The sequence below is a fragment of the Microlunatus phosphovorus NM-1 genome (assembly GCF_000270245.1).
In the GTDB taxonomy this organism is placed as follows: Bacteria; Actinomycetota; Actinomycetes; order Propionibacteriales; family Propionibacteriaceae; genus Microlunatus; species Microlunatus phosphovorus.
This window is the reverse complement of the sequence record NC_015635.1, coordinates 861,980-884,855: the sequence shown is the minus strand read 5'-3', so window position 1 is coordinate 884,855 and position 22,876 is coordinate 861,980. Positions and strand designations below refer to the sequence as shown.

General features: G+C 66.9%; 22 protein-coding genes. 9 read left to right on the top strand and 13 right to left on the bottom strand.

Translation table 11 applies throughout. The annotated features are described in order from the left end of the window. Nucleotides 1–74 precede the first annotated feature (74 nt). From nuoF to MLP_RS03850, 11 genes are all read right to left on the bottom strand, one after another. Nucleotides 75–1,388: an NADH-quinone oxidoreductase subunit NuoF gene (gene nuoF, locus MLP_RS03900; RefSeq protein WP_013861704.1), complete on the bottom strand. Its 1,314-nt coding sequence runs from the start codon at nt 1,386–1,388 to the stop codon at nt 75–77. Next, entirely contained in the window at nt 1,381–2,133 is a 753-nt protein-coding gene (nuoE, locus tag MLP_RS03895) for an NADH-quinone oxidoreductase subunit NuoE (protein WP_013861703.1), read from the bottom strand. Before nuoE ends, nuoF begins: the two co-directional genes overlap by 8 nt. After that, a complete protein-coding gene (locus MLP_RS03890; RefSeq protein WP_041789698.1) occupies nt 2,130–3,482 on the bottom strand; it encodes an NADH-quinone oxidoreductase subunit D in 1,353 nt (450 codons plus the stop codon). Before MLP_RS03890 ends, nuoE begins: the two co-directional genes overlap by 4 nt. After that, the gene (locus tag MLP_RS03885) at nt 3,479–4,210 is read right to left on the bottom strand and encodes an NADH-quinone oxidoreductase subunit C (RefSeq protein WP_013861701.1); all 732 of its coding nucleotides are present in this window, start codon (nt 4,208–4,210) and stop codon (nt 3,479–3,481) included. Before MLP_RS03885 ends, MLP_RS03890 begins: the two co-directional genes overlap by 4 nt. After that, nucleotides 4,207–4,761 carry a NuoB/complex I 20 kDa subunit family protein gene (locus MLP_RS03880; RefSeq protein WP_013861700.1) on the bottom strand — a complete coding sequence of 185 codons (555 nt, stop codon included), beginning with the start codon at nt 4,759–4,761 and terminating at the stop codon, nt 4,207–4,209. Before MLP_RS03880 ends, MLP_RS03885 begins: the two co-directional genes overlap by 4 nt. A gap of 69 nt (nt 4,762–4,830) precedes the next feature. Then, on the bottom strand, nt 4,831–5,208 hold the full coding sequence (locus MLP_RS03875; protein ID WP_013861699.1) for an NADH-quinone oxidoreductase subunit A: 378 nt from the start codon (nt 5,206–5,208) through the stop codon (nt 4,831–4,833). 45 nt (nt 5,209–5,253) lie between these two features. After that, nucleotides 5,254–6,513: a geranylgeranyl reductase family protein gene (locus MLP_RS03870; RefSeq protein ID WP_013861698.1), complete on the bottom strand. Its 1,260-nt coding sequence runs from the start codon at nt 6,511–6,513 to the stop codon at nt 5,254–5,256. Between the two features lie 414 nt (nt 6,514–6,927). Further along, the gene (gene mobA, locus MLP_RS26015; protein ID WP_013861697.1) at nt 6,928–7,575 is read right to left on the bottom strand and encodes a molybdenum cofactor guanylyltransferase; all 648 of its coding nucleotides are present in this window, start codon (nt 7,573–7,575) and stop codon (nt 6,928–6,930) included. Beyond that, nucleotides 7,562–8,821, bottom strand: a complete 1,260-nt coding sequence (locus MLP_RS03860; RefSeq protein ID WP_013861696.1) for an isochorismate synthase — start codon at nt 8,819–8,821, stop codon at nt 7,562–7,564. Before MLP_RS03860 ends, mobA begins: the two co-directional genes overlap by 14 nt. A 154-nt stretch (nt 8,822–8,975) precedes the next feature. Then, on the bottom strand, nt 8,976–10,661 hold the full coding sequence (locus MLP_RS03855) for a DUF6297 family protein (RefSeq protein ID WP_013861695.1): 1,686 nt from the start codon (nt 10,659–10,661) through the stop codon (nt 8,976–8,978). Continuing rightward, complete coding sequence (locus MLP_RS03850) at nt 10,658–11,299, bottom strand: ABC transporter ATP-binding protein (RefSeq protein WP_013861694.1); 642 nt, start codon at nt 11,297–11,299, stop codon at nt 10,658–10,660. The genes MLP_RS03855 and MLP_RS03850 overlap by 4 nt, the downstream gene beginning before the upstream one ends. Nucleotides 11,300–11,419: 120 nt before the next feature. Between MLP_RS03850 and MLP_RS03845 the strand changes: the two genes are divergently transcribed. The 4 genes from MLP_RS03845 (at nt 11,420) to MLP_RS03830 (ending at nt 15,828) form a co-directional block, all read left to right on the top strand. Further along, nucleotides 11,420–12,241 carry a hypothetical protein gene (locus MLP_RS03845; protein WP_013861693.1) on the top strand — a complete coding sequence of 274 codons (822 nt, stop codon included), beginning with the start codon at nt 11,420–11,422 and terminating at the stop codon, nt 12,239–12,241. A 59-nt stretch (nt 12,242–12,300) separates the two neighbouring features. Beyond that, nucleotides 12,301–13,023 (top strand): demethylmenaquinone methyltransferase, encoded by a 723-nt coding sequence (locus MLP_RS03840; RefSeq protein WP_013861692.1) that lies wholly within the window; start codon nt 12,301–12,303, stop codon nt 13,021–13,023. Between the two features lie 140 nt (nt 13,024–13,163). Next, the gene (locus MLP_RS03835; RefSeq protein WP_013861691.1) at nt 13,164–14,327 is read left to right on the top strand and encodes a fumarylacetoacetate hydrolase family protein; all 1,164 of its coding nucleotides are present in this window, start codon (nt 13,164–13,166) and stop codon (nt 14,325–14,327) included. A gap of 1 nt (nt 14,328) precedes the next feature. Then, the gene (locus MLP_RS03830) at nt 14,329–15,828 is read left to right on the top strand and encodes an aldehyde dehydrogenase (NADP(+)) (RefSeq protein WP_269453413.1); all 1,500 of its coding nucleotides are present in this window, start codon (nt 14,329–14,331) and stop codon (nt 15,826–15,828) included. Nucleotides 15,829–15,899: 71 nt separating this feature from the next. On the opposite strand, the gene MLP_RS28825 is transcribed toward MLP_RS03830, so the two are convergent. Beyond that, nucleotides 15,900–16,172, bottom strand: a complete 273-nt coding sequence (locus MLP_RS28825; protein WP_041789696.1) for a hypothetical protein — start codon at nt 16,170–16,172, stop codon at nt 15,900–15,902. Between the two features lie 3 nt (nt 16,173–16,175). Here MLP_RS28825 and MLP_RS28820 point away from each other — a divergent pair, with 3 nt between their 5' ends. Together MLP_RS28820 and MLP_RS03820 are read left to right on the top strand one after the other, a co-directional pair. Beyond that, nucleotides 16,176–16,295, top strand: a complete 120-nt coding sequence (locus MLP_RS28820; protein ID WP_013861689.1) for a hypothetical protein — start codon at nt 16,176–16,178, stop codon at nt 16,293–16,295. 105 nt (nt 16,296–16,400) lie between these two features. Beyond that, nucleotides 16,401–17,837: a D-arabinono-1,4-lactone oxidase gene (locus tag MLP_RS03820; RefSeq protein ID WP_049804445.1), complete on the top strand. Its 1,437-nt coding sequence runs from the start codon at nt 16,401–16,403 to the stop codon at nt 17,835–17,837. Nucleotides 17,838–18,486: 649 nt separating this feature from the next. Here MLP_RS03820 and MLP_RS03815 read toward each other — a convergent pair. After that, nucleotides 18,487–19,734, bottom strand: coding sequence for a family 1 glycosylhydrolase (locus MLP_RS03815; protein WP_013861687.1), 1,248 nt, complete (start codon nt 19,732–19,734; stop codon nt 18,487–18,489). A 116-nt stretch (nt 19,735–19,850) separates the two neighbouring features. On the opposite strand from MLP_RS03815, the gene MLP_RS03810 reads away from it, so the two are divergent. From MLP_RS03810 to MLP_RS03800, 3 genes are all read left to right on the top strand, one after another. Next, on the top strand, nt 19,851–20,552 hold the full coding sequence (locus MLP_RS03810; RefSeq protein ID WP_013861686.1) for a TetR/AcrR family transcriptional regulator: 702 nt from the start codon (nt 19,851–19,853) through the stop codon (nt 20,550–20,552). Nucleotides 20,553–20,755: 203 nt separating this feature from the next. Continuing rightward, nucleotides 20,756–21,655, top strand: coding sequence for an arginase family protein (locus MLP_RS03805; protein ID WP_013861685.1), 900 nt, complete (start codon nt 20,756–20,758; stop codon nt 21,653–21,655). Then, nucleotides 21,652–22,818: an MFS transporter gene (locus MLP_RS03800; protein WP_013861684.1), complete on the top strand. Its 1,167-nt coding sequence runs from the start codon at nt 21,652–21,654 to the stop codon at nt 22,816–22,818. Before MLP_RS03805 ends, MLP_RS03800 begins: the two co-directional genes overlap by 4 nt. Nucleotides 22,819–22,876 lie beyond the last annotated feature (58 nt).

Below are 22,876 nucleotides of genomic sequence, written 5' to 3'. Positions count from 1 at the left end.
CAGAATCGCGACGAACGAGCGAGACCTCGCGGAGCTCATGACCGCGGAGCGCGGAGCGCGACCATTCAACAGAGTCATGCCGAGGCTCCTTCCCGAACGAAGATCGAACTGCGCTCGTACGGGAACAGCTCCCAGGCCGGGGTGTGCATCCCGGCCTCGAACTCCTCCCGGAAGTACTGGATGCCCGAGGTGATCGGGGAGGTGGCACCGTCACCGAGAGCACAGAACGCGCGACCGAGGATGTTCTCGCACAGGTCGAGGAGCTTCTCGATATCGCCCTCCTCGCCCTTGCCGGCCTCCAGCCGCTTGAGGATCTGCACCAGCCACCAGGTGCCCTCCCGGCACGGGGTGCACTTGCCGCAGGACTCGTGTTTGTAGAACTCGGTCCAGCGCAGCACCGTGCGGACCACCGAGGTGGTCTCGTCGAAGCACTGCAGCGCCTTGGTGCCGAGCATCGACTTCACACTCGCCACGCCCTCGTAGTCCAGTGGGATGTCGAGGTGCGCATCGGTCAGCATCGGTACGGACGAGCCACCCGGCGTCCAGAACTTCATCTGGTGCCCCTCGCGCATGCCGCCGGACAGGTCCAGCAACTCCCGCAGTGTGATGCCCATCGGCGCCTCGAACTGTCCGGGACGAGCCACGTGTCCGGACAGCGAATAGATCGTCATCCCCTTGGACCGCTCGGTGCCCATCGAGGAGAACCATTCCGCGCCGTTGCCGATGATGCAGGGCACCGAGGCGATCGACTCGACGTTGTTGATCACCGTCGGGCAGGCGTACAGACCCGCCACGGCGGGGAACGGGGGCCGCAGCCGAGGCTGGCCCCGGCGACCCTCGAGCGAGTCGAGCAGCGCGGTCTCCTCGCCACAGATGTAGGCGCCGGCGCCGGCGTGCACGACGATCTCCAGATCGAAGCCGGTGCCCAGGATGTTCTTGCCCGCATAGCCGGCGGAGTACGCCTCGCGCACCGCCTGCTGCAGGCGGCGGATCACGTGCAACACCTCACCGCGGCAGTAGATGAACGCGTGCGAGGCCCGGATCGCGTACGAGGCGATGATCACGCCCTCGACCAGCGTGTGCGGCGAGGCCATCATCAGCGGGATGTCCTTGCAGGTGCCCGGCTCGGACTCGTCGGCGTTGACCACCAGGTACTTCGGGTTCGGGTTGTTCTGCGGGATGAAGGACCACTTCATGCCGGTCGGGAAGCCGGCGCCGCCACGACCGCGCAGCCCCGACTCCTTGACCTCCGCAACCACGGCGGACGGTTCCATCGCGAGCGCCTTGCGCAGCGCCTGGTAACCACCACGACGCTCGTAGTTGTGCAGCTTCCACGCCCGCTCGTCGCCCCAGTTGGCACTGAGCACCGGGGTCAGCACGTCAGTCATGGTTCTCCTCCCCCCTCGAGTCACCATCGGGTGCCGGCGCAGGTGGTGCCGTCCAACCCTTCTCTTCGGCGATCTGCAGTCCAAGCAGCGACTCCGGACCGGCGGCCGGGCCCTCGTCGACCCGGTTGTCGGAGAAACCGGCGAGCACCCGCTCGGCCTCACGCCAGCTGGAGATCCGCGCCCCCCGGGTCGCGGTGACCTCCTCGCCGGCGCGAAGCGCATCGACGACCGCACAGGCGCTCTGCGGCGTGGCGTTGTCGAAGAACTCCCAGTTGACCATCATCACCGGAGCGAAATCGCAGGCGGCGTTGCACTCCAGGTGTTCCAAGGTGATCGCACCGTCGTCGGTGGTCTCGTCATTGCCGATCCCGAGGTGCTCCTGCAGGGTGGCGAAGACCTCGTCGCCGCCCATCACCGCGCAGAGCGCAGTCGTACAGACGCCGACGTGATGCTTGCCCATCGGACGTCGCTTGTACATGGTGTAGAAGGTCGCCACGCCGCTGACCTGGGCGGTGGTGATGCCGAGCACCTCGGCGCACACCTCGATGCCCCGCGGAGTGATCCGGCCGTCGACACTCTGCACCAGGTGCAGCATCGGCAGCAGCGCCGAGCGCGACTGCGGATAGCGGGCGGCGATCAACTCCAGCTCGGCGATGGTGGTCTCGTCGATCGCGCTGTCGGTGGCCGACAGATCGATACTCGGCTGATCGAAATGGCTCTTGAAGTGCCCGTTCTGACCGCTCATCGGTCGACTCCTCCCATCACCGGATCGAGACTCGCGACGGCCACCACCACATCGGAGATCATGGCGCCCTCGCAGAGCGCCGGCATCGCCTGCAGGTTGACGAAGCTGGGGTCACGGAAGTGGGCCCGGAACGGCCGGGTTCCGCCGTCGGAGACGACATGGGCGCCGATCTCACCCTTGGGGCTCTCGATCGGCACGTACGCCTGACCCGGCGGGACCCGGAAGCCCTCGGTGACCAGCTTGAAGTGATGGATCAGCGCCTCCATCGACTCGCCCATGATGTGCTTGATGTGCTCGTTGGAGTTGCCCATCCCGTCGCTGCCGAGCGACAGCTGGGCCGGCCAGGCGATCTTGGGGTCGGCCACCATGACCGGAGCGCCCTCCATCTTCTCCAGCCGGTCGATGCACTGCTCGATGATCTTGCAGCTCTCCCACATCTCGTTCAGCCGGAGCCGGAAGCGACCGTAGGCGTCGCAGGTGTCCCAGGTCTGGACCTCGAAGTCGTAGGTCTCGTACCCGCAGTACGGCTGCTTCTTGCGCAGATCCCAGTCGTAGCCGGTGGCACGCAACGGCGGGCCGGTGATACCCAGCGCCAGGCAGCCGGCGAGGTCGAGGTAACCGACGCCGTCCAGCCGACCGATGAAGATCGGGTTGGCGTTGCAGAGGTCGGCGTACTCGGGCAGGTGCTTGCGCATCCAGGCCACGCAGTCACGCAGCTTCGGCAGCGCGTCGGGCGGCAGGTCCTGGGCCACGCCACCCGGACGGATGTAGGCGTGGTTCATCCGCAGTCCGGTGATCAACTCGAACATGTCCAGGATCACTTCGCGCTCCCGGAACCCGATGGTCATCACCGTGAGGGCGCCGATCTCCATCCCACCGGTGGCGATGCAGACCAGGTGCGAGGAGATCCGGTTGAGCTCCAGCATCAGCACCCGGATGACGTCAGCCTTCTCCGGGATCTCGTCCTCGATGCCGAGCAGCCGCTCGATGCCCAGACAGTAGGTGACCTCCTGCGAGAACGGCGACAGGTAGTCCATCCGGGTGCAGAAGGTCACACCCTGGGTCCAGGTGCGGTACTCCATGTTCTTCTCGATGCCGGTGTGCAGGTAGCCGATGCCGCAGCGGGCCTCGGTGACCGTCTCACCCTCCATCTCCAAGATCAGCCGGAGCACGCCGTGGGTCGAGGGATGTTGCGGCCCCATGTTGACCACGATGTGCCCGTCGCCACGCTCGGCCTGCTCGGCGACCAGAGAGTCCCAGTCCTGCCCCGTGACGGTGTAGACCTGCCCCTCCGCCTCATCGTTCGAGAAGGCGCCGTAGGGGTCTGTGTTCACACTTGTCGCGCTCATGAATATGACCTCCGCTGGTCCGGGGGCGGAATGCTCGCGCCCTTGTACTCCACCGGGATGCCCCCGAGGGGGTAGTCCTTGCGCTGCGGATGGCCGGGCCAGTCGTCCGGCAGCAAGATCCTGGTCAGCGCCGGGTGGCCGTCGAAGATGACGCCGAACATGTCGTACGTCTCTCGCTCCTGCCAGTCCGCCGTCGGGTAGGTCCGAACCACTGACGGGATGTGCGGATCCGAGTCCGGGCAGCTGACCTCGAGCCGGATCCGCCGGTTGTGGGTCATCGACGTCAGGTGGTAGACGACATGCAGCTCGGCGCCGGCATCTTCGGGATAGTTCACCCCGGAGACGCTGCTGCAGAGCTCGAACCTCAGATGTGCGTCATCCCGCAAGTGCTGGGCCAGCTCGGCGAGATGTCGCCGATCGACGTGGAAGGTGATCTCACCGTGGTGGATGACCACCTTGGTGATCACGTCGGAGTAGTTCGACACCAGCTGACCGATCCGGTCGTTGACCTGATCCCACCAACCACCGAACGGTGGCTGGGAGGCGGCCGGGAACTCGATGACCTTGGTCAGGCCACCGAAACCGGAGGTGTCGCCGGTGCCGTGCGCGCCGAACATGCCGTGCCGGACCTCGATCACCTCCGAGGTGGGCCGGGAGGTCTCGACGGCGTCGCTCTGCGGGACGACCGCCCCGTTGGTGTCCTCGGGTGCAGGAGTCTCGTCGCTCACCGCAGCAGCCCCTTCATCTCGTGCGCCGCCGGAGCATGCAACTGAGCCTGCTCGGCGGCCTCGTGGGCAGCGATCTCGTTCGGGCCGATCGGGCGGTGCGCGACCTTCTCGCGCAGCTTGAACATCGCGTCGACCAGCATGTCCGGTCGGGGCGGGCAGCCCGGCAGATACATGTCGACCGGGACGATGTGATCGACACCCTGGACGATCGCGTAGTTGTTGAACATGCCGCCGGTGCTGGCGCACACGCCCATCGCCATCACCCACTTCGGGTTGGGCATCTGGTCGTAGATCTGGCGCAGCACCGGGGCCATCTTCTGGCTCACCCGGCCGGCGACGATCATCAGGTCGGCCTGTCGCGGCGAGGCGCGGAACACCTCCTGACCCCAGCGAGCCGCGTCGTAGCGGGGGGCGCCGTAGGTCATCATCTCGATCGCGCAGCAGGCCAGCCCGAAAGTGGCCGGCCAGAACGACGCACTGCGCATATAGCCGAACAGGCCCTCGACGGTGGTCAACAAGACGCCCGAAGGGAGCTTCTCTTCCAGGCCCATGTCAGCTCCTCTCCTTCAGGTCCGCAGGCAGGCGCTCGGCCCGTAAGTGAAGGGTCATCTCGCTCATCGTCAGTCCCATTCCAGTCCCCCGCGCTTCAGCACGTAGAGGTAGGCCACGAACACCGTGATCACGAACAGCACCATCTCGACCAGGGCGAACATGCCCATCTGATCGAAGGAGACCGCCCACGGATAGAGGAAGACGATCTCGATGTCGAAGATGATGAAGAGCATCGCGGTGATGTAGTACTTCACCGGGAACCGGCCGCCACCGAGCGGCTGCGGGGTCGGCTGGATGCCGCACTCGTACGAGTCGTACTTGGCGCGGTTGTAGCGCCCCGGGCCCACCAGGATCGAGGTGAGCACCGTCAAGCCGACGAACGCCGCAGCGATCGCCAGCATGACCACGATGCCGAAGTAGGGACTCACGAGATCACTCCTGTCCATCCGATCACGGTCATGCCTGCCCTCGCGTTAGGTTCGTCATCTCGATCACGCCGCCGGCGCCAGCTTGCAGAGCGCGTTGATGATCTTGTCCATGGCGTCCCCGTCCCGGCTGTCGTGCAGATTGGCCAACAGCTTGAGGGTGAAGCGCATCAAGGTCTTGCGAGGCAGCCCGTACTTGGTGCAGATGCCCATCACCTTCGGGTTGCCGATCAGCTTCACGAAGATGTTGCCGAGGGTGTAGTAGCCGCCGAGCTGCGCCTTCAACTGGGTCGGGTAGCCCTGCAGGGCCCGCTCCGCGCTGGAGGTGCCGATCCCGCGATAGCGCGCCTCGGCGATCGCGTCGGCAGCCAACTCGGCCGACTCCATCGCGTACGCGATGCCCTCACCGTTGAACGGGTTGACCATGCCTCCGGCGTCGCCGACCAGCAGCAGCCCGTTGACGTAGTGCGGCTGCCGGTTGAAGCCCATCGGCAGCGCTGCGCCACTGACCTTGGTGGTCATGTTCTCGTCGCGGAAACCCCACTCCTCGGGAGTGTTGTCCAGCCAGCGCTTGAGCAGGTCCTTGTAGTCGGTCTTGCCGAATGCCGAGGAGGTGTTGAGCACCCCGAGACCGACATTGCAGGTGCCGTCGCCCATCCCGAAGATCCAGCCGTAGCCGGGCAACAGGTCGCTCTCGCCCGGCTTGCCGGCCCACAGTTCCAGCCAGGACTCCAGGTGGTCGTCGATGTGCCGTGGGCTGCGGTAGTAGGTGCGCACCGCGACACCCATCGGGCGATCGTCCCGCTTGGTCAGGCCCAGCGCCAGGCTCAGCCGCGTGGAGTTGCCATCGGCGGCCACCACCAGCGGGGCTTTGAAGGTGTCACCGTTCTTGGTGGTCACGCCGACGATGCGGCCGGTGGTGTCATCGATGATCGGTCCACTGACATTGGTCCGCTCATAGAGCTTCGCGCCTGCCGCAACGGCGTTGCGCGCCAGCAGGTCGTCGAAGTCCGCGCGGGGCCGGACCAGACCGTACGACGGGAAGTCGGCCAACTCGGGCCAGGGCAACTCGAACGGCGTCGTGGATCCGCCGTAGATCCGCAGCCCTTTGTTGTGCAGCCAGCCCGCTTCGACACTGGTGTCGATGCCCAGCCGGATCAGCTGCCGAGTCGCCCGCGGGGTGAGGCCGTCACCGCACACCTTCTCGCGCGGGAACTGCGACTTCTCCAGCAATGCCACGTCGAGTCCACGCCGCGCCAAGTGGGTCGCGGTCGCCGATCCGGCAGGTCCGGCGCCAACGACGAGGACGTCGGCCTCGACTGACATCGGTCCTCCTCCTGGGTTCTTCGGTGGGGTCGAAACTCACGGGAGATCGTGAAAACCTTCACGATCTCTCGGAACCTACCCTAGACCTTGAGCCCTTGGCGAGGCAGGCGGGGCCACGCCCGCGTTTCGGACGTTTTCCCTTACCAGGCAACGAATCGGTGACGAATTACGCGCCGTTTTGGTTGCGAAAATGCGGCGAGGGTGGTGTCCAACGGCGGCCGTGGCGAGCGGTGCCCAGGTGGGTGCCGGGCAAGGCGGAGGAGAAGCGATAGCGGGGTTCTTCCGCGATCGTTGTGGCCCGCGGGCACGAAACGACCCGGCGCCCGCCCGATCCCCGTTCGTTTGTGGCCCGCGGGCGCGAAACGTACCCGTGGCCCTGTCCCCGATCTCGGGGTCCGCGACGACGTCAGACGCCTATCCCCTTGCTCTGAGCTGGGCTGTGGTGTCGATGTCACTGGTGAGGTCGGCCGACAGCTCGACCTGGCGTGGGGATCGGGGCAGTCGGTGCAGCAGGCGGCGTACGGATTCACCGTGTCCGGCACCCGGTCCCGCCAGCTCGATCAGCGCTTCGGCGACGTTCGGGCGCAAAGCAAGCTGCAACACCTGCTCCCGCCCCTCCGCATCCACCGCCACCACGGCCTCGGGGTCAGTCGCAACGCCACGTTCTCCGTCGACTGACGGAGAACGCTGGTCAGGGTTGGCGGTGAGCGCTCGTACGAGTTGAAGGGCGGCGCGACCACCGGCCGGGGCATCTCCGGGCAGCGTCGCGATCACGCTCGCGTGCCGACCGAGCGCCCACTGCAGGCCGGCGACCAGTCCGGCTGCCGGCCCGCCACCTGGTGGATCCTCACGCAGGAAGGTGACAGCTCTGGAGAGCGGCCGCTCCGGTCCGACGACGGCAATTGGCGTATCCGCCGGGATCCCGTCCAGCGCATGCTCCAGCAGGGTCCGAGTATCAAGGTATGCAACAAGCTTGTCGCTGCCGAACCGTCGCGACTCCCCACCCGCCAGCACGATCACCGCCAGCCCGTCGACGCCGTGGCCCTCCTCAGCCGAGGGCATCGCGCATCGGGACCAGCTTGGCGTTGGACTCGGTCAGTTCCGCCTCGGGATCGGAGCCGGCGACCACCCCGCAGCCGGCGTACAGGCGGATCTGTCGGGGATCGGTGTCGTCGATCAGTCCGCAGCGCAGCGCGATCCCCCATTCACCGTCGCCTTGGGCATCGATCCAACCGACCGGGCCGGCATAGCGCTCCCGGTCCAGGTGCTCCAGCTCGGCAATGGTCCGCCGGGCGGTCTCGGTGGGGGTGCCGCACACCGCGGCCGACGGATGCAACGCCGCCGCCAAACCCAGTGAGGTGCGTTCCGGCCCGGCGACCGCGGTCACATCGGTCGCCAGATGCAGCACGTTCGGCAGCTCCAGGACGTACGGCGCATCGGGCACGTTCATCCCTGAGCAGTACGGCGCCAGCGCATCCGCGACCGAGGCCACGGCGTACTCGTGCTCCTCCAGGTCCTTGCTGGAGCGGCCCAATGCCGCGGCCAGCGCGAGATCGCGGACGTTGTCGCCGCTGCGCTGGATCGTGCCGGCAAGCACCCGCGAGGTGACCAGCCCGTTCTCCCGGCGGAGCAACATCTCCGGAGTGGCGCCGACCAATCCGTCGACCAGATAGCTCCAGCACCGCTCATACCGTTCCGCCAATCGAGCCAAGATCCACCGCGCATCGATCGGCTCCTCGGCCCGAGCGACCAGATCGCGCGCCAGCACCACCTTCTCCAGCTCACCGGCCGTGATCCGCTGCACCGCCTCGGCCACCGCCGCCTCCCATCGCGGGCCGGTGAGCCCGCCGTCGGCGTACGACACATTCCGTGGTGCGCGCGGTGGGCTGGAGGTCGACGCCAACCCTTCGTGGACGAACGAGGTGCCGATCTGGGTCAGCCAGCAGCGGCCCTGACGGCGGCCGAGGATCGTGCGCGGCACCACGAGGGTCGAGCGTGCTGAAGAGTTCGACGGATCGAACACGAAGCTCCCGAAGGCCATGAAACCCGACCCGGGGATGTGTTCCAGCGAGCTGACCGAGACGACCTGGGCGACCAGTCCGGTCCACCACTGCTCGGCGTCGGCGATGTCGGCCGGCTTGCAGCGCGCCACCTCGCCCCAGCCGATCATGCCTTCGCCGCGCCGCACCCAGGCGTACGCGTCCTGCTCCGGCAGCAATCCGACCAGCGGACCGGGATCGTCGATCTCGGTCGTGCGGGCATAGAGCCGCGGCGGCTTCGGATCGGCGGTGGTCACCACGTCGGTCAACCTATCCCTATGCGTAGCAGGTCGTGCTCCTAGTTGAATGGTCGTGCTCACTGAGACGCCCACAAGCCGGCTACTTCGTCGTCGCAAGGAGAGGAAGAACGCCTCTCCCCGCTCCTCCTCAGCACACCGGCGGGCATCTCAGACGTTCGCACTCCTAGCGCTTGCGCTGCTTATCGACCGCCGCGGCCGCCTCGCGCTGCTTCTTCGCCCGTTCCAGCTCACGCTGCTGCTCGGCCTGCTTGGCGCGGATCGACTCGGCGTCCATCGAGTTCAGCAGGATCAAGGCGGCGATCGCACAGATCGCCAGCGACCACAACGGGGAGAACCCGAGCAGCATCGGCGCGGTGGCGATCAGGCAGACGTCGAAGCCACGGAAGACGTTGGTCATCAGCCCCGGCGGGAAAGCCCCTGACGGAGTCGAGATCATCGGCGCGCTGAAGTCGGGGCCCTTGGCCTGAATCCAGCGGATCGCGCCGAGCAGTCCGGCCGCCGCGGTCGCGAGTGACATCACGATCGCCACGTCGATCGGGTGCTTGGTCGCCCCGTCCCCGAACCCGAGATAGGCAGGCATGGTCAGCGCGGCCCAGACAGCAACCAGGATGGCGGGCACGGTGATTGCGGAGATCTTCAACTGGGACAAGGAGAACGGCAGACAGCGTTGCAGTCCACCGGTCCTGGTGAGCACTCGGAGCCCGCCCAGCAGCGGCACGGCGGCGCCGAACAGCGCCAGTCCGGCGATCACCGGGGTCAACGTGGCCAGTCCCAGGGCATCGCAGGCGTACGGCACGATGAGGGTGACCGCGAGCATGAACAACGGTTGCGGGAATCGTTGCAACCGCTGCCACTCTCGCCATACCAGCGCCTGCCGTCCCAGCCCGTGGCCACGTTTCGGCTTCACCGAGCCGACGGCGACCGCGCGACGCTCCACGACGATGTCACGAGCGAGACCGAAGTCGAGCGCGAAGAACGCCCCGGAGATCCCCTTGACCAGGGCGCCACCGCTGGTCAGCCGGGTACGACGGATCCGGCCCAGACGCAGCACGGCGAGCACCCCGTTGACCAGCAACAGCACCAACGCGACGGCAATGACCGCGTACCCGATCTCCGCATCGACATCGGCGGTGATACCGAGGCTGAACCAGCCGGCCGCGATGCCGATCACGACCACCAGCGCGGCCACGCCGAGCACCGCGAACAGATAGGTGACGAACTGGGTCATACGACGGCGTTCGGCGCCTTGCTGAGCGGCCGCACCGGCCACCGAGGCGGTCGCGGCCAGCGCGGTCGCCGCGGACCAGGCCACGATGACCACCGCCTCGCCGCCGGTGAGCGCGGCGATCGCCGCGCCGATCAGGCCGCCGAGCACCAGGGCCACCACCAGCGCCGCGGCCAGCCGCGGACCAAGCAGCCGGGACCGCTTGACCGGCGTGTCCAACAGCCAGAAGCCTTCGGCGGCCGAGGCCAGCACCGGTCCGAACAGGCGCGCCACCGCCAGCGCCAGGGCGATCGACAACGCCAGCGTTGCCCAGGGCAGCACGGTCCGGGCGGAGAGGCAGGACTCGGTCGTGCAGCCGGACACCGCGCGCTGGGCGCGAATGACCACATTGACCAGCGCACCGCCGATCATCAGCGCGGCGATCACGGCGATGTAGGCGTCGGAGAACGCCTCCCAGAGGTTGCGGGTGGCGCGGCCCTTGCGCCAGTGCCGGACCATCCCCTTCAGTTCGGCGGCCGGCGGCACCACCAGGTGGGCGGGCTCCTCGTCACCCTCGAACCCGGCGTCGTGGTGAGCTGGATACGACTCGAACTCGGCGTCGCCGGTGCCCTCGTACGTGCTCATGCCGGCGCGCCGAGCCGGACGACACGTGTGGCCACCGACTCGACCAGCGACGGCTCGTGGCTGGCGAAGACGATCGCGAGCCCGCTCTTGCGCTCGGCCTGGAGCCGCTTGGACAGCCAGGCCACGCCTTCGGTGTCGAGCCGCTGCTCCGGCTCGTCCATGATCAACAGCTTGCGCGGCCGGACGAACGCGGTGGCCAGCGCAAGCCGGCGACGCTGGCCCGAGGACAGGGTGCCCGGCAGTTGCCCCGCCTGCGGGACCAACTGCACCTCGTCCAGCACCTCGTCCACCATCGGATCCGGATTCTCGTAGCCGTGCGCCCGTGCCAACAGGTCGAGATGCTCGACCACGCTCAGGTCGGGGAAGAAATCGAGGTCGTCGATGACGGTAGCGACATTGCGACGGATCTCCGGCGAGGTCTCCGACATCGGGGTGCCGAGCACCTCGATGGTGCCGTCGTCGGGCCGATCCGCGCCGACCAGGCAGCGCAGCAGGGTCGATTTGCCGGCGCCGTTGCGCCCGGTCAGCGCGATGGCCTCACCCGCCCGTACCTCGAGACTGAATTTGTCGAAGATGGTGTGCGGACCGAAGGCGCGCTTCAGTCCGGACACCTTGAGCACGGTGGTGCGTTTGGCCATGACTGCGATTCTGCCTCGCCGTTGCGGTGTCCTTCGGTACGCGACCAGTGGCGGACACTGGCGCCTGTTTGATGACCCTCGTACGAGACAGAATTCATACCTCGGACGAAAGAGGCCCTCATGACGCGCCCACCCAACTCCAACGGATCCTCGCCGGTCGAGCGCGCCAACAAGGTGAAGCTTGTCATCGAGCACCCGTTTCTGTCCGGAGTAGCAGCGACCATCATCGCCGCGATCGTCATCAGTATGGCCGTCGGCGGATGGCATCGAGTGCGTAACGCGATCTCCCCGGCCAGTGCGCTGCTGAACGCCACAGTGGAACCGTTTCCCGGACCAGCACTTTCTTGCCAGGGATATGGCCGGCTCACCGGGCGAGGAGGGGTGCCGACCCCCGCGGCCGCGAACGATCAGCTGAGCCCCGGCGAGGTGGACCTGTGGATCCGACGGGCGGGACTCATAGCTGTCGTCAGCACCGAGTTGGAAGTCCGTATCCAAGGCAGATCCGCCCAAGCAGTAGTCCTCGACGAGCTTCGCGTTGTCATCGACTCCGCCGCACCGGCCAGCGCCAGGGACCACTACTACCTGATGATGGGGTGCGGCGGCGGCTATGAGCCCCGCTCCTTCCAGATCGACCTCGACAGCAAGACACCAGAAGCGGTGCCCACTCCGGGGAGCGACGGCATCCGCGAGTTCCCCGCGATGTCCTTCCCGCTGGTGGTGTCCGACGCCGAGTCTGAGACGCTGATCCTGAGGGTGGCCGCCGCAAAGTATGACGTGTCGTGGCACCTCGAGATCCCTTGGTATTCGGGCACGGAGCGTGACGTTCTCACGATCAGACCTCCGGGCGCCAAGTCATTCACTCTCGCCGGCGACCAGGTCGAACGCACGCATCGGCTGTCTCCTGATGGCCGAACCTGGCTGGATGTGGAAGCTACGAGGTAGCCCAAGTCAGCTCCTCCACATCCACGAGTCGGCAACTCGTGCCAGACTCGGTGGCTGTCATGACAAAAAGTCAGGTTGATAAAGAGATTCTCGGCACCCGTGCGAGCCTGGAGAAGGGCCGGTCCGAGGTGGCGGCGATGTTCGACCGGGTCGCCGAACGCTACGACCTCGCCAACGATGTGCTGTCCCTCGGTCAGGACCGGGCCTGGCGCAAGTTGGTGCTCGAGGCGGTCGACCCGCAGCCCGGTGATCGGGTGCTGGATCTGGCCGCCGGGACCGGTACCTCCAGTGAGCCGTTCGCCGCCGCCGGAGCCTTCGTCGTACCCACCGACATCTCGCTGGGCATGCTGACCGTCGGCAAGCGGCGCAGCCCGTGGCTGTCCTTCGTCGCCGGTGACGGGCTGCAGCTGCCGTATGCCGACGCCAGCTTCGACGCGGTGACCATCTCCTTCGGCCTACGCAATGTCTCCGACACCGTGGCCGCGCTGACCGAGCTCCGCCGGGTGACCAAGCCCGGTGGTCGGCTGGTGGTGTGTGAGTTCTCGACCCCGACCTGGACCCCCTTCCGGGTCATCTATCTCAACTACCTGGTCAAGGCCCTCCCGACCATGGCCCGGATCGTGTCATCCAACCCGGTGGCCTATGAATACCTGGCTGAGTCGATCCTCAACTGGCCCGATCAGCCGGGTCTGGCTGCGCTGATGGAGGAAGCCGGCTGGCAGCAGGTCGAATGGAAAAACCTCTCCACCGGCATCGTCGCCCTGCACCGCGGTCGTCGCTAGTTGGGGTGTCGACGAGCTTTCGGCCGTCCGTCTTGCGCCCGTGGGCCCAAGACGATCGGCAATCAGACGTACCTGAGGTAGGACCGCCACCACAGCCCGCAGGACCCGCAGGACCAAAGCCCGCAGGACGGAAGGAACCAATGACCGACACAGGATCGCTGCTGCCCGACGATGCCGCCAACGCCCTGCTGATCGGTCGTCTCTGGGACCCAGAGCTCGGAGGTCCCCGGGTGATCGTTGCCCACGGCAACGCGGTCTATGACCTGGCCGGGGTGGTCGGGACGGTCTCCGAGCTGCTGGAGCGACCTGACCATCTGGAGATCGTTCAGCGGACGACCACTGGCTCGCCGTCCTGGCGAACCGACGAGGTCATCGAGGCCTCGCTCCAGCAGGACACCTCCCGTCCCCGTCTGCTTGCACCGGTCGACCTGCAGGTGATCAAGGCCTGCGGTGTCACCTTCGTGGACAGCATGATCGAGCGCGTGATCGAGGAACGGATCGGCGGCGACCCGGCGCGTGCGGCACAGGCTCGCGCGCTGATCACCGACGCACTCGGCAGCAGCATCTCCGAGATCCGCCCCGGTTCGCCGGAAGCGATGCGGGTCAAGGCGGTGCTGCAGGAGCAAGGGCTGTGGTCGCAATATCTCGAGGTAGGCATCGGGCCGGACCCGGAGGTCTTCACCAAGGCACCAGTGCTGGCATCCGTGGGGCTCGGGTCGCAGATCGGGATCCCACGCGCCTCGACCTGGAACAACCCGGAGCCGGAACTCGTGCTCATCGTGAACTCCCGCGGGCAGATCGTCGGGGCGACGCTCGGCAACGACGTCAACCTCCGCGACGTCGAGGGACGCTCAGCGCTGCTGCTGGGCAAGGCGAAGGACAACAACTCCTCCAGCGCGCTGGGTCCGTTCATCCGGCTCTTCGACGGCGACTTCACCCTCGACGCCCTTCGGAAAGAGGAGATCCTGCTCCAGGTGACCGGCGAGGACGGGTTCACCATGACGGGCCGCAACAGCCTGTCGCGGATCAGCCGCCCATTCGAGGAACTGGTCTCCGCCACCGTCGGCGACCATCACCAGTACCCGGACGGGTTCGCCCTCTACACCGGAACCTTGTTCGCCCCGACGACCGACCGCGACGTGCCGGGTCAGGGCTTCACCCACAAGACTGGCGATGTGGTGCAGATCCGCAGCACCCACCTCGGTACCCTCGTCAACACCGTCGGCGTCGCCGAAGAGCTTCCGCCCTGGACCTTCGGCATCGCCGAGCTGTTCCGACATCTGACCGCCACCCGTCCCCGCTGACATCGTCGAACCACGACCAGGAGCCCGCACACTCATGACCCCGACAGCCACCACCGCATCCGCGTTGGAGACGATCCTGGCCGGCGCCGCAACGGCGTACGCCAGCTGGGCGCAGGCCACCCGGGCCGACCGTGCCAGCGCCCTGAACGCGGTCGCGGACCGGCTCGATGCCGCGGCGGACGAGCTGGTCACCCTCGCACAGGTCGAGACCCATCTGCCCGAGGGCCGACTCCGCGGGGAGCTGAAACGGACCACCTTCCAGCTCCGCATCTTCGGCGAGGTGCTTACCGAAGGCAGCTATCTGGACGCACGGATCGACCATGCCGACCCCGACTGGCCGATGGGTGCACCTCGACCCGATCTCCGCCGCCAGCTCGAGCCGCTCGGGCCGGTGGTCGTCTTCGCAGCAAGCAACTTCCCGTTCGCGTTCAGCGTGGCCGGTGGTGACACGGCGGCCGCTCTCGCCGCCGGCTGCTCGGTGGTGCTGAAGGCGCACTCCGGGCACCCACAGCTGTCGCAGCGCACCGGTGAGCTCGTCGTCGAGGCACTCGAAGCTGTCGGCGCTCCGGACGGGCTGTTCGCGGTCATCTTCGGCACCGAGTCGGGACGAACCGCGCTGCTCGACCCACGGGTCAAGGCTGGATCGTTCACCGGATCCATCCCCGGCGGGCGGGCGCTGTTCGACCTGGCCAGCTCACGGCCGGAACCGATCCCGTTCTATGGCGAGCTGGGCAGCACGAACCCCGTGTTCGTCACCGAGAACGCCGATGCGGCCCGCGCGGAGGCGATCGCGGAGCAGTTCCTGGGCTCGATGACGATGGGGGCCGGGCAGTTCTGCACCAAGCCGGGCGTGCTGTTCGTGCCCGAGGGATCGTCGATCCCGACAGTGCTGCAGAGGCTGGCCAAGCCGGCAGCTGCGCCGCTGCTCAACCAGCGGATCCAGACCGGGTACGTCAGCGTGCTCGACGAGCGCCTGTCCCATCCCGACATCACCGTGCTCGCTCGAGACGACGCCGCTTTGGCCGACCCACCGTCACCGACGATCCTGCAGACCAACATCGACGCGTTGCTGGCCGACCTGGACGGGTTGTTCGCGGAGTGCTTCGGCCCGACGGCTTTGATCGTGACCTATGCAGATGAGAGCCAGCTGCTCGAGGTGGCTCGCACCATCGACGGCCAGCTCACCGCGACCATCGTCGGCGAGGGCGACGAAGCCGTCCTGCCGGAACTCGTCCGTCTGCTCGCCCGGCGCGCCGGCCGATTGCTCTGGAACCAGTGGCCGACCGGAGTGTCGGTCACGTACGCCCAGCAGCACGGTGGCCCGTACCCTGCCACCACCGCCGCCGGCACGACCTCGGTTGGTACGGCGGCGATCACCCGCTTCCTGCGACCGGTCGCCTACCAGGGATTCCCGCAAGGGCTGCTACCCGACGAGCTCACCGATGCCCCGCAGACCTCCATCCCCAGGCGGGTCGACGGGCAACTCACCCTGCCCGAGTGAGTGGGTACTCACTGGTGCGTCATGGTTGCTTCACCGTCGATCGAAGCAGCAACAGCGCACCAGTGGATGAGTCAGCGAGGGTTGAGCTGGGCGGCCGTCGGGACAATCACCGCCGGTTCACGGAGCGTACGGAACATCAGCCGGCTGAGGACCGGCAGCACGGCGAGTGGAGCCCGCGCGGCCCTGCAGAGAGGTCGCGTCAGCCAGCGCACACCGATCGCGATCGCGAGCGCGGCGAGGAGATAGGCCCAGCGCGCCACGCGCACCCGGTCCCACCGGTTGGCCAACGAGCCGCCTTTGCGGTCGGTCAGCGCCGCAACGCCGACCTGGTCGGCAGCGAGCACCTGATGCTTGCCCTGCTCGAGAATGACAACGGAACCGGGGTCCTCGCCGGCCTCGGAGTCAACGCTGCCGCCGTCGAGTCATTCCTGGACGCCGACGCCGGTAGGCCTGCCGAGTCCACCTGAAGACCACCGCGGTCAGTCTCCGCCTCACACCGCTGTATCACCGGGCGTCGTTCATGAATCTTCTCTTCAACGATCGGATGTGACCAGCACCAGAGGCGGACCACGATGTCGAAGTTGTCGAGCTATCTCAAGGGCGGCTTCGCCACGACCGCGAACGTCGCTGCGTACGCCGCCACCAACGGCCGCTACGTCCTGCTGGAAGGCCGCATGCAGGGCGGGACGTTCCGGAACTGGGCGCTGCGGTTCGCCAACGTGCCCCGGAAGTACGCCCTGCCGACAACCCGCGCGCAGATTGTCGAGCTGATCAAACGGCCCGGCCGACTCCGGGTGGTCGGCTCGGGTCACTCGTTCAATGACGGCATCGTCACCGACGACACCTTGGTGTCACTGGACAACTACTCGGGCGTGCTCCGGATCGACATCGACAACCAGCAGTTGACCTTCCGCGCCGGCACCCGGGTACGCGACGCGGTAGCGATCATGCTGCAGCATGGGCTGGCGTTCACCGCACTGCCCTCCCACGATGCTCAGAGTCTCGGCGGCATCCTGTCCACCGACGTCCATGGCACCGGGAAGGACTGGGGCTTCGTCAGCGAGTCCGTGGTGGGACTGACGATCGTCGACGGCACCGGCGAGATCCATCGCTGCGGGCCCGACGACGACCTGTTCCGGGCCGCGATCGGCGGTGTCGGGGCCGTCGGGATCATCACCGAGGTCACCGTGCAGGGCGTACCCAGATTTGCCATCGACCAACAGACCTCGATCCAGGAGCTCGCCTGGGTGCGCGAGCATCTGGACCTGCTGATCGCCGGTCACGATCACGTCAGCCTCTATCTGTTCCCGTACGCGGAGCATTGCCAGGTCAACACCTGGGACCGAACGGCCGCGGACAAGACCTCAGGCGGGGAGCTCAAAGAGTTCCTCAACATCTCCCTCGACGCGCTGCTCGCGGCCTGGGTCGGGAACCTGCTCGCCTATGCCGGGCTGCTGCCGCTGGCCAGACACTGGTCGCGGCTGGCGTACCTGCTCAGGCGTGGCACCCAACTGGTGATGGAGAGCAACAACGCCCACAACCGGACCATCTATCACCTGCATCAAGAGCTCGAGTTCACCGTGGACTTCGAGCAGGTCTTCGAGGTCTGCGACCGGCTACTCGCGCTCTACGCCGAGTTGTACAGGGCCGGGCTGCCCTATCTGCTGCTCGAGGTCCGCTTCACCCCGGCCGGGCACGACCGCACGCTGATCGGCGCTGGCCAGCAGCGCCGCTGCGCCTGGATCGACCTGATCTGCAACGACTCCGAGGGTTTCGAGACCTACTACGCCGCCGCGGTGGAGCTGATCAAGAGTGTCGGCGGCAGACCGCATCTCGGCAAGTACACCGAGGGATTCGACGGGAACTATCTCGCTGGACTGTACGAACCGAACTATCAGCGCTTCCTGGAGCTGGTCGCCCAGCACGATCCGGACGGCAAGTTCAGCAACGCCTTCACTCGCCGGATGTTCGGCACGCCGATTGAGGTCTCCAGCGAGCACGCCGCCTGAGCGTCGCTGAGCGCTCTTGATCCGACTTCGCACCATTTCGCGTGGCCTATCCCGACTTCGCCGCCCACCCCCAATTCCGACTTCGCACCATTTGCTGTCACTGCGCACCACGTCTACGCAGTGACACGAAATGGTGCGAAGTCGATGCGGGATCTCGGCGGTCGGCGGTGGAGGCGGGTGCAGGCAAGTCCCGTTCGGCCTACCTCCCCGGCGCAGGTCCCCGCGAGAAGGAGTTTTGGCACCTGTTTCGGCCGTGAACAGGTGCCTTGCCTCCTTCTCGATCAGCGATCCCATCCGACAGAGCGAGAAGTCACCGCTTCGGCGCTGATCTGTGGCCCCGCGGCGCGAGACGTACGCCGCACACACCCGCTCAACGACCGTCCGTGGCCCCGCGGCGCAAAACGTACGCCGCACACACCCGCTCAACGACCGTCCGTGGCCCCGCGGCGCAAAACGTACGCCGTGCACGCGCAACTGGTGGTCGTCGTTGGCCCGGCGGCGCAAACCGACTCAGCATCCCGTCAGAGCCGGGTACATCTCTGACCCGGCGGCGCCAGCCGGACCGGCGACCGCAGGTCACACCATCTCAATCCCCACTTCGCACCAGCTGATGCGACTGCGCACCAGGCGTACCTGATGCGCAGTTGACCTAATTGGTGCGAAGTCGGGATCGGACCAAGTCGCTGTAGTGCCGGGCGCTCGGTTTGACCCGACGTTCGAAGGTGACCGGATCGAACTCGATCAGGCCGAAACGCGGCTCATAGCCCATCGCCCATTCGAAGTTGTCCAGGGCCGACCAATGCAGATAGCCGAGCACCTCGACACCGTCGCGCATGACCTCGCCGAGGGACGCGAGGGCGGTGTCCAAGAACTCGATCCGCAACTCGTCGTCGCCGGTGGGGATCCCGTTCTCGGTGACCAGGATCGGCGTGCCCTCGGTCTCCTCCCAGGCTGACTTCACCGCGTGTCCGAGTGCCTGCGGGTAGAACTCCCAGAGGTCGGTCATCCGAGCGTCTGGGCCGACCGGCACCAGGCCGTTGCGATCGAACGTCGTACGGAAGTAGTTCTGAACTCCGACGAAGTCGTCGCCCCGCGCAGCGCGCAGGAACCTTCCCTCGTACCGCTCGAACCACTCGCGGGCCGCGGATTCGCCGTCGGCGTCGAACTGCAGATCCGCGATGCTGACGGTCCAACCGGCCTTGACGCCAGGCACACTGTGCACGACTTCCGTAGCACTGCGATGGGCAGCGATCAGGTCGGCGACCTCCTGCTCGGAAGGTACGGGCATGGGTCCCCCGTTCCAGGCCGCCAGCGCCTCCGGATCGTTCGCGTGCAGCTTGGTCATCAGCGGTTGCAGATTCGGCTCGTTGATGGTGCATACCCACTGCACGCCCTCGCGGATCACGGGAAGCACAGTCTCGGCGTAAACCGCGAACAGCTCGGTGGCCGAGTCGGCCGCCCAGCCGCCCGCCCGCCGGAACCAGGCCGGCATGGTGACGTGCTGCAGCGTGACAATCGGCGTGATGCCCCGCTCGAGGCAGCCGGCGACCATCCGGCGATAGTGATCGATCATCGCCCGCGAGATGTAGCCACGCTCGGGCTCGATCCGTGCCCATTCGACACTGAACCGGTACGCGTTCAGGCCCAGGCCAGCCAGCAGATCCAGATCCTCCGGCCAGCGGTGGAAGTGATCGGCTGCGTCGCCGCTGGGCTCGGCGACGACCGTGGAACCGGAGTGCTCGAGCTGCCACCAGTCGCTGGCGTAGTTGTTGCCTTCGACCTGGTGGGCAGCGGTGGCGGTGCCCCACAAGAATCCGGGGCGATGCGGGAATGCGAGCTGTGTGTTGGTGGAGGTAGGGGTCACGGCGGAGGCAGGGGTGGTGGCGGACGGGTTCATCAAGACTCCAAGTAGTCATTCAAGACGGGAGTCGACTCGCTCGGCGGCCTGAGACTGCGAATTCACGCGCCACACGTGATGGCGGAACTATAGTCACAGCTCCGATGGAAGGTCCAATGACTGTCAGCGACGGCCCACCCACAGCGTCGGCATCCACGACACCGGCGACGACCTCGACGACTGCAGTAACGACCGGGCAAGCACGGCGCCGGAAGACGGGGTACGCCCGCGGCGAGGCGGCGCGCCGCCGGATCCTGGACGTCGCGTGGGAGGCGTTCGCCGAGCGTGGGTTCCGCGGGACGTCGTTCAACGAGATCGCCAAGGCCGCCGGCCTGACCATGGCTGGGTTGATCCACCATTTCCCGACCAAGATCGACCTGTTCACCGCCGTACTCCAAGCGCACGAGGCCGAGGACCGGGCCCGGCTGCACGACATGTTGGGCGACGAGCCGTCAATCTTCGAGGTGCTCGATGCCTTCGTGGCCACGGCCAGGATCAATACCGGTCGGTACAGCTTCGTGCAGCTTCATCACGTGATCGCCGCCGAGTCCGCCCGGGGCGATCACCCCGGCACCGAGCACGCCCATGCGCACTTCGCCCGTACGCGCGAGCTGGTGAAACAGGCCGTACGCCGCAGCATCGAAGCAGGCGACATCAGCCCCCGGACCCGGCCGGAACCGATCGCGCTGCGCGTGGTCGCGATGATCGAAGGGCTGGAGAACCAGTGGCTCCACGATCCCGACACGATCGACCTGGCCGGCGTCTTCGAAGCGTGGGTCGCCGAACTGAAGCAGCAGCTGGCCTCACCCTCGCAATGACCCCGAACCCCACGAACTTTGTCGAGCTATTCAGCCCAGGTGGCGATAGCTCGACAGAAGTCGCGTGTGATCGGGTCCACCTTGCAATACCTACCAACTTATAGGTAGTTTTTGATACGCCACACGTAGGCACCGCCGGTGCCCGACTCGTTCATCCCAAACGTCCCGACTCAGCTCAAGGAACAGACCAAGGAGCCATCCCCGTGAGTGCAACAGCAGTACCGCAGCCCGCCGATACCCATCTCCGGCTGATCTGGCCGCAGTGGCAGGGCGCGGGCAGCAGCAGCGTCCGTCAGTTCACCACCGAGTTCCCATTCGACGTCGGACGACGCGGGTACGCGGTCGGCGCGAAGGTCCTCGAAGCCGTGCTGCCCGAGCACGACGGCCCGACCGCCGTAGTGCCGGTCGAGATGGGCGACCGCGGTCTGGAGGAGCGCGACGGCATCGAGGCGAAGACGATCGTGCTCGAGCAGCTTCGGGCTGCGCTGGAGATCATCGGCGAGCATGATCCGGCCCGCATCACCACGCTCGGCGGTGAGTGCTCGGTCAGCATGGCGCCGTTCTCCTACCTGATCGACAAGTACGGCGACGACATCGCGGTCATGTGGATCGACTCCCACCCCGACATGGGCACCGGCGAAGGCGAATACCCCGGCTACCACGCCATGGTCGTCTCGGCCCTCACCGGCCACGGCGATCCCGAGCTGCTCGACCTGTTGCCGGCCACCACCACCTCCGACCGGGTCGCCCTGGTCGGCATGCATGACTGGACCGACCCGACGCTGCCGGCGATTGCCGACGAATGGGGCCTGACCGTCTTCGGGCCCGATGCGCTGCGCACCAGCAGCGCTGCGCTGCTCGATTGGATACGCGCCACCGGCGCCAGCAAGGTCGCCATCCACTTCGACGTCGACACGATCGACGCCGACGAGGTCAGGTTCGGCCTTGGCTACGACAAAGGCGGCCTGACCAGGGCAGAAGCTCGCCGCGTGGTAGCCGATATCGACGCAGTCACTGACGTCGTCGCCTTCACCATCGCCGAGTACACCCCGCGTCAGGTCATGCAGCTCCAACAGCTGCTTGCCGACTTCCCCCTTCTGTGAGGCAGACCCGCCGCATCCTCGGACTGCTGTCCGCGACAGTCTTCGTCACCATCACGTACGAGATCTTGCCGATCGGACTGCTCACCCCGATCGCCGTGGGACTCGGTGTCGACGAGCAAGCGGCCGGCCTATTGGTCGGCGGCTTTGCCCTCGTCGTCGCCGTGGGATCGATCCCGCTCAGCGCTCTCGCGGCCCGGTTCAATGCTCGTACGACGCTGCTCGTGCTGCTCGGCGTCATGGTGCTCAGCAGCGGGCTCTTCGCCGCCAGCACCAACCTGGCGATCGCCTTCGTCGCCCGGCTCATCGGCGGCGCCGCCCACGCCGTCATCTTCATCAGCGTCTATCGGCTGGCCCTCGCGGTCGTCCCGATGGAACGACGTGGGCGCGCGGCAAGCACCGTCGCCATCGGCAACGGGGTGGCCCTGGCCCTCGGCGTACCGCTGGCGACCGCACTCGGCACCGCCACCACCTGGCGGATGGCCTTTGTTGTCCTGGCAGTCAGCTTCGTCGTCGCCGGCGCACTCGTCCAACTGCTGGTCCCCCAAGACCTCCGCGACGTTGGCCAGCGGCTCTCTGCCGCAACGGTGCTCACCGCCGTACGCCAGGCGCCTCTGCTGCGAGCAGGTCTGACCATCCTGATCCTCACTGCCGCCCACTTCGCCGCGTACACCTATATCGATCCGATCCTGCAACAAGCCGGCGTCGCCCCGTCCGGGATCAGCCTGGTGCTCCTCGGGTACGGCGTCGCCGGGGTGGTCGGTCTGCTGGTAGTGACACCATTCACCGACCGGCGGCCACTCCTCCTGACCATCGCCACCATGGCAGTGGTCGCAGCCGCCATCGCCGGACTCTTGCTGGGCCGCACCAGTGTGACCATCACCGTCGTCGCAGTGATCGTCTGGGGCCTCGCACTGGGAGCCTTCCCGGTCCTCGGTCAGGTGCTCGCCATCCGCGCCAGCCCAGAGCTGCCCGCCGCCGCAGCACCGATGAGCAACACCAGCTTCAACGTTGGCATCACCCTCGGCTCAGCCGTCGGCGGCCTCATCCTCACCACCTTCGGCGCAGCTCCCCTGATCATCGCCAGCGTCACGGTCGCCGTGGTCATCACCGGTCTCAGCCTGCTGCCCGGCTGGCTGCCCGCCGATCGACCCGCACCGCGGTAGCCCGATTGCAAGAGCGCGACCTGCACGTCAGCTTCCGGCCAAATCGCGACAGCAATCT

Coding starts and splice junctions, on each gene's coding strand:
- MLP_RS28820 (WP_013861689.1), top strand. CDS start 16,176: ATGCTTGCCCTGCTCGAGAATGACAACGGAACCGGGGTCCTCGCCGGC.
- MLP_RS03870 (WP_013861698.1), bottom strand. CDS start 6,513: ATGTCAGTCGAGGCCGACGTCCTCGTCGTTGGCGCCGGACCTGCCGGA.
- MLP_RS03815 (WP_013861687.1), bottom strand. CDS start 19,734: ATGAACCCGTCCGCCACCACCCCTGCCTCCGCCGTGACCCCTACCTCC.
- MLP_RS03845 (WP_013861693.1), top strand. CDS start 11,420: ATGACGCGCCCACCCAACTCCAACGGATCCTCGCCGGTCGAGCGCGCC.
- MLP_RS03840 (WP_013861692.1), top strand. CDS start 12,301: ATGACAAAAAGTCAGGTTGATAAAGAGATTCTCGGCACCCGTGCGAGC.
- nuoE (WP_013861703.1), bottom strand. CDS start 2,133: ATGAGCGGTCAGAACGGGCACTTCAAGAGCCATTTCGATCAGCCGAGT.
- MLP_RS03875 (WP_013861699.1), bottom strand. CDS start 5,208: ATGGACAGGAGTGATCTCGTGAGTCCCTACTTCGGCATCGTGGTCATG.
- MLP_RS03850 (WP_013861694.1), bottom strand. CDS start 11,299: ATGGCCAAACGCACCACCGTGCTCAAGGTGTCCGGACTGAAGCGCGCC.
- MLP_RS03880 (WP_013861700.1), bottom strand. CDS start 4,761: ATGGGCCTGGAAGAGAAGCTCCCTTCGGGCGTCTTGTTGACCACCGTC.
- MLP_RS03890 (WP_041789698.1), bottom strand. CDS start 3,482: ATGAGCGCGACAAGTGTGAACACAGACCCCTACGGCGCCTTCTCGAAC.
- MLP_RS03820 (WP_049804445.1), top strand. CDS start 16,401: ATGTCGAAGTTGTCGAGCTATCTCAAGGGCGGCTTCGCCACGACCGCG.
- MLP_RS03855 (WP_013861695.1), bottom strand. CDS start 10,661: ATGAGCACGTACGAGGGCACCGGCGACGCCGAGTTCGAGTCGTATCCA.
- mobA (WP_013861697.1), bottom strand. CDS start 7,575: ATGCCCTCGGCTGAGGAGGGCCACGGCGTCGACGGGCTGGCGGTGATC.
- MLP_RS03810 (WP_013861686.1), top strand. CDS start 19,851: ATGACTGTCAGCGACGGCCCACCCACAGCGTCGGCATCCACGACACCG.
- nuoF (WP_013861704.1), bottom strand. CDS start 1,388: ATGACTGACGTGCTGACCCCGGTGCTCAGTGCCAACTGGGGCGACGAG.
- MLP_RS03835 (WP_013861691.1), top strand. CDS start 13,164: ATGACCGACACAGGATCGCTGCTGCCCGACGATGCCGCCAACGCCCTG.